We start from the raw sequence: 11,481 nt of genomic DNA on the forward strand, positions 1-11,481 counted from the left end.
CCCAGGAGCGACATCAATGGCTGCACCGTAGACGGAGCCACTGACATCGCCCCTTGACCTGCCTGTTATCCGAGGTGAAGGCGAAGTCGCAGCCTTCCGTGACGGACTAAGAGGACGACGACGATCACCAGGACACCTGCGACTGTGAGGGGGAACGGACTCGTTTCCGGGACAATGGGCACGAAGCTCTAACTCTCCTTCTTCGGCTGTGCTTGCTTGAACCCATGCCGGCGAGAGTGAGCGGGACGCTGCCACCGATTCCAAAGAGATCGGCGCGATTACGCCCATCGCCCTACCGAGGCGGAAACCAACAAGCGGGGTCCAAGGAGTAGTTCTTTGGACCCCGCGAGGCTCGCCCCCAGGCACAGCAAGGCACAGCCGAAATTGCGACCCTCGGTCCGGCCGGGTTACGCCCGTCGGTCCGGCCGAGAACGACATCCCCCTTGGCGAGGCCGCCACGCGGCCCAGTGAGCTGGGCCACTTCGTCATGGTGACACGCCTCAAGGACGAGCGTCCGTCAGCTGATTGATCCACCGTCAGAAACTGAAGCCCGCGCGGTCCTCCGGCTCGTCGGGATCTAGTCCTCGCTGCTCGTGGTACGCGCCAAGCCACATGATCAGGTCACCGATCACCGGCACGGCAAGGCCCGAGCGAAGGGCCCCCTCGGCCTCCTGGCGCGGCAAGGAAGCCGTGTGCTGCTGCAGGCTGCGTAGGACCTCAGGCCCGCACGGGTGGAAAGGGTCACGCAGTCGGCCAACCGCGGTCTCGATGGCTTCCCGGTCCGACCCGTCGCGGACGACAACGACCGGGATGCTGTGCCCGTCCTCGATCATCTGGAAGGCATGGTCAACGGCCGGGAAGTCCAGACGGCGTCGCAGATCCTCGATCTCCTCTCCCAGGCCAGACTGCAGGGCATACCGGATGGGGTAGTAGCGATCCAGTGCCGCGAGGTCATCGGGGTCAGCCAACTGCGGTCCGAAGTAGGTGTCGCTGGCCTGCACCGCCGCCTGGTACTCGGTCCCGCGCGGCTGGCCGCCGTCCGCGGGCCGGAAGACGACCACCGTGCCGTTGGACAGGCGCCCGTCCCGGTTACAGCGCCCGGCCGCCTGTTGCATCGACTCGGCCGGCGCCCATGCCCGGTACACGCGCGGAAAGTCGAGATCAACACCGGCCTCGATCAAACTGGTGGACACGACCTGCACGGCCTCCCCGAGGGTGAGCAACTTCTTGATCCGGGCAATGACTTCACGGCGATGCGCGCCCGTCATCCGGGTCGACAGATGCAGCACCTCCCCCTCGGCCGTGACCTGTTGGAGATGGCGGTGAAGGCGGGCAACATCCTTGGTGGTGGCTGCCACGGTCAGCACCTGCCGATACCCGGCCGCCTCCGCAGCGATGCTCTCCAAGGTGACGTCCTCACCGGTCCGCCACTCGTAGCTGACCCGGCGGAGCGCGGCGAACAGCGCGGACGGATGCTCGACGATCGTCCGCCGCCGAAGACCCTTCCACCTGGGCAGCTCCCAGAACGACGGCTGGGTGGCCGACACGAGCAGCACCGTGGTCCCGAAGTGCTCGACCAGTCCCCGCAGCACACTCAAGATCGGGACGAGGAGGCGGTCTGGCAGGGCCTGCACCTCGTCCAACACGATCACCGACCCGGCCAGGTTGTGCAGGCGTCGCATCTGCGACGGCTTGTGCGAGAACAGCGACTCAAACAGCCGCACCGTGGTGGTCACCACGAACGGTGCGTCCCAGTTCTCAGCCGCCAGCCGCGCGGCATGCGCCCGCCGCTCCAACTCGGCCCGCTGTGCCTCCGACAGCCCGTCGAGCGGCGCCTCCGCGTCGAGATCCACCGCGCTGTGGTGTTCCAGCACCACAGCCTCCTCCCCGGAGTCGGGCTCGGGATCGAGAAGGTCTCGGTAGACGGCGGCGTTCTGCTCCGTGATGGAGATGTACGGCACGGCGAGAACCACGCGCCGCATCCCGTGCACAGCCGCATGCCGAAGGGCGAAGCCCCCGGCAGCCAGCGTCTTGGCCCCACCCGTCGGCACGTGCAGCACGTACACGCCGGGCTGCCCCGAGGCCGCGGCACACGCCTGCTCGTAGACCGACTGCCGCACCCCATCCACCGGAGACGGCTCTCGCTCGGCGAGCATCTTCGCCCGCCGCACCTCGTACCGCTCCACAAGCGCGCCCATGGCCGCCGACTCGCGCAGACGCACCGCGGTGTTCTCGAAGTGCGCGGATGTATCCAGGAAATCTGCATCCACTACGCAGCTGAACAACATCCGAATCAACAGGTCCAAGCCCAGCCGCCGCTCGGACTTGGGTAGATCCATCAACCATGCCGGCGGAACGGGGCACGACTCCGGATGGATCTCCGGAACAACCTCCTCCACAACACGGATAGCTTCCTCGATAAGCCTGGCATGCTCCCCGCCGGGCCGCGCCTTCACCAACTCGGTCCGCAGCTTCTCCATGTCCGGCAGGCCACCATGGTGCCCGAAGACCACCCCACCGAACGCCAACTGCGTGTACCGGTCAGCGAGCACGGTGCCAGCATGCTTGTGCGAAGGGCCAACCCGGCCGCCACCGCGGCGCTCCGCCTCCAGAAGCCGGCCCTGCCACAAACAAGTCCCCTTGCCCACATCGTGGATCAGCGCAAGGTACGCAGCCAACTCCCCCACCCCGAACACCTCCCCGAACCGGCGGGCCAGCGCCGCCGAGCCACGCAGATGCTCTTCCAACGAGTGCCGGCTCCCCGATACGGCACTCCGACTGTGCGCGTACAACTGGCCTCCGGACGCAGACATAGCGACTCCCCCAGGGCAAATAGCGATCACCGCTTGAATCTTGCGAATCGGAAACGTACACGCCGCCACTGACATCGTCGGGCCGCGCCGAGATACGGCCTCCTTGGCCAGTCCACGCGGTCTCACAAGATCGGCGCCTCCGCCCATGGCCGCCCTCTCCCAGTCCCAACGGCGGCTAGGCCGAGCCATTGCTTCAGCCGGTTGATACAGCGTTCGACTGAGTTGCGCTGCTTGTATGCCTCGGCGTCGAAGGCGGGCGGGCGGCCGCCGGCGCGGCCTCGCCGCAGACGGTGGCCGATCTGATCGGAGGGCTGCGGGATGACTGCGCGGATCCCGCGTCGGCGGAGATGGTTTCGGATCGCGCGGGGCGAGTAAGCGCGGTCCGCCAGGACGGTGTCCGGCTGGCTCCTCGGTCGTCCGGGCCCGCATCGCGGAACACGGATGGCGTCCAGGACGTCCTCAAAGGCCGGGGTGTGACCTGCCTGGCCTGCGGTGACGCGAAGGGCCAGGGGTCGTGCATGGCTGTCGCTGGCGAGGTGGACCTTCGTACTCAGGCCGCCGCGGAGCGTCCGAGCGCGTGGTCGTCGGGCTCGGCTCGGCCTGGAGCCCCCTTTTTCCTGGCTCCGGCGGCGTGCTGGTGAGCCCGGCAGACGGTGGAGTCCACCGACACGGTCCAGCCGACGTCGTCGCAGCAGTCTGCTGCCGACAGGACCGCGGCGAGGATCCGTTCCCAGGTGCCGTCCACTGCCCACATGATCAGCCGTTTGTGGGCGGTCTGGAACGAGCCGAGTTCATCCGGCAGGTCCCGCCAGGGCGAGCAGGTTCGGTATTTCCACGCGATGGCCTCCAAGGTGCGGCGGTGATCGGCCCACCGCCGACCGCGGACCGGATCAGCTGGCATCAGCAGCTCGATCCGGTCCCACATCGCATCAGTGATCACTAATCGGACGGACACATCCGATCAACTGACCAACCGATCAAAGAGACATGCTCTAGTCGAAGACACCCTCCGGCAGATTCGCCAGGGACCTGCGGGTCCGTGCCCTTCCCGTGGCGTGCTGGCCGCGTTCCAGCCAGTAAAGCACCGGTCGCTCCGGCACCGCCTTCGCCCCGCACCGGTCCTTGATCGTCATACTGACGCGCTCGAAGTAGTAGCTGGCGGTCCCGAGTCGAGCCGTCCGCACAAACGAGGTACCGGAGCACCACTAATGATCTGGCCGAAGGTGACTGTGGAATTTCTGAATTGAAACCACACGGGGCGTGAGGCACGATCATGACGCGCGCAGGACGAGGTGACGAGGTAGAGGAGGACATCAGCGTGTTTCACCGGATACGCCGCCGGGCCAAGGAGCCGAGCGAAACTCAGAGGCAGTTCGCCGATCTGCATGCGCGGCTGCAGGACCAGGTCCCGCCGGGCCTCGAAGTGCCTACGGCTGAGCCGAAGCCCTCCGAGCCCGCCGCCCTAGTGGGCGACTTCCTTCCGCCGGAACTGCGTGTGCCGAGCCACGACCAGGTCGACGGCAAGATGATGCCGTGGAAGCAGCCCCTCGTCCTCGACGGCGAGCTGGCAGCCTGCACCGAGTGCGGCGCGTACCGGGACTGGCTCATCCTTTCCACCCGTGGCGAGATCTGGCTGCGCTGCCGGGCAGGCCACGAGCAGCAGGAGACTCGCCTCAACACCGCCTGGTACAACCGCAACAGCGGACCGGCGGACGCGACGCACGCCACATTCGAGGATTGCCTGCGCCACCTCGGGCACTGACCACCACTCCTACGTCCCCACCGGGCCCTCGGGCCCGAACTGACCACCCGTCGCCTAGCACCAAGGGGTCAGTTCCGCCGTGCGCGTTCGCGTCGCCACCACCGCCCTCGCCATCATGGCCTCGCTCCTCAACCTGCCCGCCTGCTCCACCGATACCACCGGGCAAAGGACCAGCCCCCTCCTCCGCCCGAACCGGCGAGCCCGCCGACACGGTCTTTGCGAGCCCCGCACCCCCAAGCAGCCGCCGCATGACCCTCGGCCTTACCTGTAGTCGCGGTGGGCAGCCCACTTCTCCGAAGGACAACCCTCATGAGTTCGCCGCAGGGCATCGAAGTTCCTGACGCCCTGTTGGCGTCGTACACGAGGAACGGGGGTGAAGAGGAACGCATCTGGATTGCCCGGCTGCCCGCGCTGGTGGCGGAGCTGCTCGACCGATGGGAACTGGAGCGCGACGGCGGTACCGGGTCCGGCGGGGCCTCACTGGTGGTGCCGGTGCGCCGCACGGACGACACCCGCGCCGCGCTCAAAGTCCAGATGCCCCGCGAGGAGACGACCGCCGCGCTGATCGGGCTGCGGGCGTGGAACGGCGACGGTATCGTGCGGCTGCTCGACCACGACCCGCACAGCGGCGCCGTGCTGCTGGAACGCCTGGACGGCTCACGCACCCTGGCTTCCGTCGAGGACGACGACGTGGCCATGAGCGCCTTGGCCGGGCTTATGGCCCGGTTGCACTCCGTCCCTGCGCCCGAGGGCTTGCGCGGCCTCGATGATGTCGCGCGCGTCATGCTGGCGTCCGTGCCGGCGGCCGTCGCCGCCCTGCCGGACCCCGAGGACCAACGGCGGCTGCACGGCTGGGCGTCGGCAGTCACCGAGCTGGCCGGCGAGCCAGGCGACCGGATGCTGCACTGGGACCTGCACTACGACAACGTGCTCGCCGCCGAGCGCGAGCCGTGGCTGGCCATCGACCCCGAACCCCTGGTCGGCGATCCCGGCTTCGACCTGTGGCCGGCGCTGGACACCGGCTGGGAGAAACTCCACGCCACCGGGGACGCTCCGCGGGCGGTGCGGCGCCGCTTCGACCTGCTGACCGAGGCGCTCGGGCTGGACCGCCAGCGCGCGGCCGGCTGGACCCTGGCCCGGCTGCTGCAGAACACACTGTGGGACATCGAGGACGGGCGGACCACCATCGACCCCTCCCAGACCGCCGTGGCCGAGGCGCTGCCCCGCCACTGAACACTTCACCACCGAGCACAACACGCCCCTAACCGCCCAAACCAGCATGGGCGCCTTGACGAAAGACATGGATGCGTGGCCCGCCATTTCCGGACGTCCACCGTGCTGGAACCACTCTGGCGCCAGGATCGACATCACCGTCGCGTCCACCCGCTCGCCCTCCCAGAGCAGTGCGTCACGCAGCACGCCCTCGGCGACGAACCCCACCTTCCCGTAAGCGCGGCGAGCTCGCGGATTGAACGCGTAGACCTCCAGCGAGATGCGGTGCAGCCCCAGTACCCGACGAGCAGTCGGGTCGCCTCCATCCCCAGACCAGATCCATAACTGCCGGGCACCAGGCAGACACGGAAGCTGCAACTCTCGTTGCGCGGGTCCCATTCCTTGAGGACCGCCTCGCCGATGACGTTCCCTGTCGCCAGCTCGACCACGGCAAGGTCCAGCCGGGCATCCTGCTCTTGACGGCTGTCGTACCAGGTACGTATTCCGTGCGCCGTCGTCATGACTGCCGGTCGGTCGGGATGCCTCTGGGTCCAGGAACATGGGCATCAGCGCAGGCACGTCATCCGCCGTGACTGGCCGGAGCAGCACTTGTTCCCCGCTCAGCGACGGCTTGCTGAGGAATCCGGGCGCGGAGCACTTCGAACGTGGTCAACCATGGCCGCATTGTGTCCGGCCGCCCCACCCGCTGTCCTCCTGATATTCGCGACGGGACCCAGTGATCGGGAAGACAGGCCCTAAGTGGCCGGCATGCGCAGGAGGCGCTCTTGGGTGGCCTCGGGCAGCACCCTGCGCAGAACCGGCGCGGCGGAGCTGAGGGAGGCGGCGAAGACCGCCACGAGATCGTGCGGGACGCTGGCGCTGAAGGAAGTCGCCCACAAACAGGGTGCGCCGAGCGCAGGCTCGGCCCATGCCTGCCACCCGGCCGCTCCCCCCTCCTCGGCGTCGGTGGTTAGGGCGCGCGAGTCGGCGTCCTGGATGAGTGGTGGCACCTTGCCGAGGGTGATGTGCGAGGTGAACGCCGGGTCCGTCGCTGCCGCCTGAGGTTGTTCGATGTCGCGGAACCAGCCGTGGGTAGCGACGGCATCGAGGACCAGCTCAGGACCGTCGAGCGGCGCGGCGGGCTGGTCGCGGGCGTCGAGCGCGACGAGGAAGTCGGCCACCACCTCGCCAGGGATGTCGCGGGTAAAGTACGCCGACCACTGAGCAAGCGGGCTGCTCGTGTCTGCGCGGGCAGCAATCTGCCATGCGATCGGTAGACCCCCCAGGTGGAACGGCTCGTCTGCCAGTACCCATTGGGCCCAGCTCAGGGCGCCGGGACTGATGTGCAGGACGGTGCTGCGCAGGACCTGACGGTCCTCCGGCGCCTCATCCGGCTCGTGCCGTCCGCGGACGATCGTCAGGCCCGTCCAGCCCAAGCCGGCGAGCGTGTCAGCAACGGCGTCATAGAGGCGCCCATCGTCACCGGCCAGATGCCGGGGAGTGACCCAGAACGCAGGCTGTCCACCCCGTGAGGTGGACGGGTCGGGCGGGAGATCGGGGTACAGGGGCGCCTCCAAGGGCTCGGCGGGTCTAGTTGCCGCCAGCGCGGCGGCGGGGGCGACGCGGGGGCGCCTGGACGGGGCCCTGCCAAGTCAGGGTGATGGCGACCTCGGCGGGAAGGTGGCCAAGCTGTGCGTCCTCGGCGCGCCCTTCAGCGAGGTAGACGACGGTCCGGCCGGTCTCGTCCGCGGACTGCACGACCTGAGCCAGGCGGTGCGCCATCGGGAAGAAGGGGTTCATCGCCTGGCGAACCGTGGCACTCCGGTCGCAGACGGACAGCAGGTCGATGAGATCGCCGACGGTCATCTCCGGGGACGTCACGAGCAGCCTCCTGGGGTAGCGGGACAAACGGAGCGAAGGAACGGGCGGAGGACCGACTGCGGGCCAGTCCGCCGGGGCTGCCGGGGATCCGCACCGTTATATGCGGCCCGAGGTCTGCAGCACGCGAGCCACGGCGGCGGCAACGATGTCAGCCGGCGTCTCGGTGTTGAACGAGAGGTGATAGCCGGGCACCTTCGCCGTGCCAGTAACGGCGATCGCCCATCCCTCACCGTCGGTACCGGGGCGGCCGTTTGGGAACCAGCCGAGGTAGAAGCGGCCGTCCTTCGAGCTGATGTGCACGTCCGCGCGGTCGTCCACAATGAGGTGGAAGTCCTCTGCGGAGAACTGGTCCGTGACGAGCGTGGGTTCGCCGGCACCGAGCTGCCACTCGCGCTGCCGCAGGGCTTCGACGGTAGTGGCAAAACCGAGGCCCACAGGCTCTGGGACCACAGGCAATCACCTCTCTGAACTGGGGTTTTTCGCAAGGTCGTTTACGTTGACATGCTCTCGCCCTCGTTGGCCAGTCTTCCGCGATCTTTGTTGTCTGCCCCCGGCGAATGTTGTTCTTTGTCATCCAATCGAGGCGTTTGACGGCGAACTCGGTCGTTTCAGCTTTTCTGACAGTGAATCTAGTCGGAGGGGTGATCACGCTGGGGGTGTCGAATGCCGGTATCGACAGGGGTGGAGAGCGCTGCCCCGTACATCGAGGTGTCGTGTCGTGTGGATGACAAGCGCGGGAGCAAGCGGCGTCGTCCGTTGCTGGACTGCGCGACGGCCAGGTTCGAAGACGCAGTGCCTGTCCGGCCGTTTCGGTGGTCGTGGGGTGGGCCCATTTCCCCGGGTGGTTCTGGGCGGCGACTACAGGGCAGCACGTCGGTTTCGAGTCGTGGTTGGAGCGGGACCGGCTGGTGCTCATGGACTTCGATCCTGCTGTGGTGGGGATGGCGTCCCGGCCGTTCTGGCTGCACTGGCACGACGGGGAACGTGAGCGTCGGCATGCCCCGGACTTCTTCGTACGCCGGGTCGATGGCTCGGCGGTGGTCGTCGATGTCCGTGCCGACGACTGGATCGCTCCGCAGGATGCCGAAGCGTTCGAATTGACGCGGAGGGCCTGCGCGGAAGTTGGGTGGAGGTTCGAGCGGGTGGGGACGCCGGAGGCAGTGGCATTGGCGAATGTCCGGTGGCTGTCGCGCTAGGTCAGCGAGACAGTCCAGCTGGCCCGGACGTCGCGTCGCTTCTTCGATCCGCCCGACAGGGATTAGGCCGTCGAGGACGTCGACGACGAACTGGGACGCCGGGCATCGCTTCGAACTCGTCTCGTGAGTCGTCGTTCAGCACCGTGGGCGTATCAGGTGACAGATGACCAGCGATGGTTGGGCCCGCCGGTCAGTCGATGCCTTCGACGATGCGGAAGTCGCGCTCGAAGCCGTCGGGGAGGGCCACCAGCGCCTTCTGGTATGCCTCGCTCTCGTATGCCGCAACCGCCTGTTCAAAGCCGTCGAACTCGATCAGAACGACGCGTTCGGTGATTCCGGCCTCGTGGGCGACGACTCGGCCGAAATTGGACAGGACGCACCCGCCCCCAGCCCGGACAGCCAGACCCGCCAGCTCGTTGTAGTGAGTCAGCCTCTCAGGATCGGAAATGGCAGGGTAGACACTGACCCAGTAGCCCTTAGCCATGGAAACCTCCTGCGTTCGGCCGGACACGTCCGACTTCGAAACGACACTCAGATCGATCGATCCCCGCGACGGGTACTGCGGTCAGTTGAATCGCCATATGCGCAGGCTAGGGCTTGATATGCGGTCGAGGGAAAGACCGGTACGGGATAGACTCAGAACGAATCGTTATCAATCGACAGGGAGAGCACGTGGCGCCGGATACGGTGAGCCTGCGGTACTTCCTGGTGCTGGCGCAGGAGTTGAACTTCACCCGCGCGGCTGCACGGATCGGTATCGCACAGCCCGCACTCAGCGCCCGGATGCGCCGATTGGAGGCGGAACTCGATACGGCCCTGCTGGTCCGCAACACGCGTAGCGTCGTATTGACCACGGCCGGTGCGGCTTTGGCGGAGTCCGCGCCGCCCGCGCTGGCGGCGCTGGACCGGGCATGGGACACCGCCCGGAGCGCGGCGGCCGGTGAACTGGGCACGCTGCGCATCGGATACAGCCTCAGCACCGGGGCCGAGACGGCACCAGCCCTGGTGGACAGGCTGATTCGCGGCAGGGGACTCGAGGTCAGCGCGGTCCCGATGGCGACACCGGAGATCTCCCCCGCGGTCGCCGACGGCCGCATTGATGCCGGGATCACCCGCGGTGAACAGCCGGGCCGTGGCGTGCGCCGGTTCCTGCTGCGGCGTATGCGCGTCGGGGTCCAGCTGGCGCAGCACCATCCGCTGGCCGAACACCCGGAGATCGAGATCGCCGACGCGGCCGCGTATCCGCTGCGACTCCCGGACCGTGCGGCCAACCCCGTGATCCACGATCAGCTGTCCGCACTGTTCCGAGACACCCGACCACACCCCCGATTCCACACGCCCGCAGTCTCTTTCGACATGTCTCAGCGCGACCTGCGCAACGGGGTCGCCCTCGCCCCGGCCGGAGAAGCCGCCGCCACGGCACAACCGGCCGGTCTCACTTGGCGACCGCTGCGAGGCGCGCCCAGCCTGACGATCCACCTGGTCCTCCCACGCGAGCAGTCACCACTACACCACCGCATCCGCGCCGTCGCCAAAACCCTGGCGCACGAGCTGCACTGGTTGCCGGACTGACGCGCAAGAGGTCAAGCCAGACGGACGACTGCGGTGACGAGGCCGAAGACCTTGCGCCCGGCGGACTTCGCGGTGATGACGACGACGGCGGTCTTGCTGAATGTCCGACACGACCTCGCTACGCCAGCGGATCAGCATCTAATGATGGCCCCGGGTCCGGTCCGAGTCGTACACCGCGGCGACGTCCTCGCCCAGCTCGAGATCTCGGCGGATACCGCGCCTTCGCCGACGCCGAACCGGACAAGCACGGGTAACCGGGGAATCGTTGACATCCAACCTAGTCGGCCCAGGTCAGGGGGCTGCACACGACTAACTTCGATGTCAAAGGACAAATGTTGAGGCGTTTGCCAGCTGTGGCCTCTAACGGGGCATCCCCGCAGGCGCGGGGTCAACACTTGCCGAGCTGGGACCCTGCCGGCCGAACTCACCATTGGTGGGTCACGCCGTCAACGCCCGCCTCGGCAGCCACCCGTGTAGCCGTGACGCTCGACGACGCGAACGCGCCGCGAGCGTCGGCCGCAGCCAGCTCTACCACTACTTCGACGATCGGGACGATCTCGTCCGCTTTGTCGTTCATTCCACCGTAGACACGGTGTTGACGCACATGAGCCACTGCTCCTGGAAGTCGACTCGCTGCCCAGCCAGCTCAGCGGCCGGGACGACCTCACCCGACAAGTGTGGATGGACGCCTTCGCGCGCTGGGAAGCACCCTTCGTCGCGGGCTTACGCCGGATGCGAGAGTCGGGCGAGCTGCACCTGGACGAGAACGTGACGAATTGACCGACGTCACCACGGCCGCCCTGACGAATCGCCTTGCACCTGGGGGAACGGACGGCCGCCCCGCTTCGGGACTGACCAGCAACCTGGTTACCGTGTACCTGTTCACGACCGGCGAGGTGGTAGCGACATGAAGGGTGGAAGCGCGGCTTGAGGTGTGATAGAAGATCGTCGCCGCGAGCCGCGAGCCGCGAGCCGCGAGCCGCGAGCCGCGAGCCGCGAGCCGCGAGCCGCGAGCCGCGAGCCGCGAGCCGCGAGCCGCGAGCCG

At 67.6% G+C, this 11,481-nt stretch carries 12 protein-coding genes; 4 read left to right on the top strand and 8 right to left on the bottom strand.

The window, feature by feature from the left end; all coding sequences use genetic code 11:
- Positions 1 to 536: 536 nt before the first annotated feature.
- From ACIQAC_RS40585 to ACIQAC_RS40595, 3 genes are all read right to left on the bottom strand, one after another.
- The gene (locus tag ACIQAC_RS40585; RefSeq protein ID WP_402200731.1) at positions 537 to 2,747 is read right to left on the bottom strand and encodes a CRISPR-associated endonuclease Cas3''; all 2,211 of its coding nucleotides are present in this window, start codon (positions 2,745 to 2,747) and stop codon (positions 537 to 539) included.
- Positions 2,748 to 2,935: 188 nt separating this feature from the next.
- Positions 2,936 to 3,768, bottom strand: a protein-coding gene (locus tag ACIQAC_RS40590; RefSeq protein ID WP_402200733.1) for an IS5 family transposase whose coding sequence is annotated in 2 segments (ribosomal slippage) — positions 2,936 to 3,378 and positions 3,378 to 3,768 — 834 coding nt in all. Because the reading frame shifts where the segments join, the coding sequence is not laid out codon by codon here.
- A gap of 37 nt (positions 3,769 to 3,805) precedes the next feature.
- Positions 3,806 to 3,997, bottom strand: coding sequence for a hypothetical protein (locus ACIQAC_RS40595; protein ID WP_402200735.1), 192 nt, complete (start codon positions 3,995 to 3,997; stop codon positions 3,806 to 3,808).
- An 89-nt stretch (positions 3,998 to 4,086) separates the two neighbouring features.
- Between ACIQAC_RS40595 and ACIQAC_RS40600 the strand changes: the two genes are divergently transcribed.
- Positions 4,087 to 4,575: a hypothetical protein gene (locus tag ACIQAC_RS40600; protein ID WP_402200737.1), complete on the top strand. Its 489-nt coding sequence runs from the start codon at positions 4,087 to 4,089 to the stop codon at positions 4,573 to 4,575.
- Between the two features lie 309 nt (positions 4,576 to 4,884).
- Entirely contained in the window at positions 4,885 to 5,808 is a 924-nt protein-coding gene (locus tag ACIQAC_RS40605) for an aminoglycoside phosphotransferase family protein (RefSeq protein WP_402200738.1), read from the top strand.
- 734 nt (positions 5,809 to 6,542) lie between these two features.
- Here ACIQAC_RS40605 and ACIQAC_RS40610 read toward each other — a convergent pair.
- The 3 genes from ACIQAC_RS40610 to ACIQAC_RS40620 form a co-directional block, all read right to left on the bottom strand.
- Positions 6,543 to 7,364 carry a DUF317 domain-containing protein gene (locus tag ACIQAC_RS40610; protein ID WP_402200739.1) on the bottom strand — a complete coding sequence of 274 codons (822 nt, stop codon included), beginning with the start codon at positions 7,362 to 7,364 and terminating at the stop codon, positions 6,543 to 6,545.
- A gap of 13 nt (positions 7,365 to 7,377) precedes the next feature.
- Positions 7,378 to 7,668: a hypothetical protein gene (locus ACIQAC_RS40615; RefSeq protein WP_402200741.1), complete on the bottom strand. Its 291-nt coding sequence runs from the start codon at positions 7,666 to 7,668 to the stop codon at positions 7,378 to 7,380.
- A 96-nt stretch (positions 7,669 to 7,764) separates the two neighbouring features.
- Entirely contained in the window at positions 7,765 to 8,118 is a 354-nt protein-coding gene (locus ACIQAC_RS40620) for a DUF317 domain-containing protein (protein WP_402200743.1), read from the bottom strand.
- 368 nt (positions 8,119 to 8,486) lie between these two features.
- Here ACIQAC_RS40620 and ACIQAC_RS40625 point away from each other — a divergent pair, with 368 nt between their 5' ends.
- On the top strand, positions 8,487 to 8,864 hold the full coding sequence (locus ACIQAC_RS40625) for a TnsA-like heteromeric transposase endonuclease subunit (RefSeq protein WP_402200752.1): 378 nt from the start codon (positions 8,487 to 8,489) through the stop codon (positions 8,862 to 8,864).
- A gap of 190 nt (positions 8,865 to 9,054) precedes the next feature.
- Here ACIQAC_RS40625 and ACIQAC_RS40630 read toward each other — a convergent pair whose 3' ends face one another.
- Positions 9,055 to 9,348: a DUF1330 domain-containing protein gene (locus ACIQAC_RS40630; protein ID WP_402200745.1), complete on the bottom strand. Its 294-nt coding sequence runs from the start codon at positions 9,346 to 9,348 to the stop codon at positions 9,055 to 9,057.
- A gap of 188 nt (positions 9,349 to 9,536) precedes the next feature.
- Here ACIQAC_RS40630 and ACIQAC_RS40635 point away from each other — a divergent pair, with 188 nt between their 5' ends.
- Positions 9,537 to 10,436, top strand: coding sequence for a LysR family transcriptional regulator (locus ACIQAC_RS40635; RefSeq protein ID WP_402200747.1), 900 nt, complete (start codon positions 9,537 to 9,539; stop codon positions 10,434 to 10,436).
- 424 nt (positions 10,437 to 10,860) lie between these two features.
- Here ACIQAC_RS40635 and ACIQAC_RS40640 read toward each other — a convergent pair whose 3' ends face one another.
- Entirely contained in the window at positions 10,861 to 11,013 is a 153-nt protein-coding gene (locus tag ACIQAC_RS40640) for a hypothetical protein (protein WP_402200749.1), read from the bottom strand.
- Between the last annotated feature and the right edge of the window lie 468 nt (positions 11,014 to 11,481).

Source organism: Streptomyces sp. NPDC088387, assembly GCF_044753385.1.
Lineage (GTDB): Bacteria > Actinomycetota > Actinomycetes > Streptomycetales > Streptomycetaceae > Streptomyces.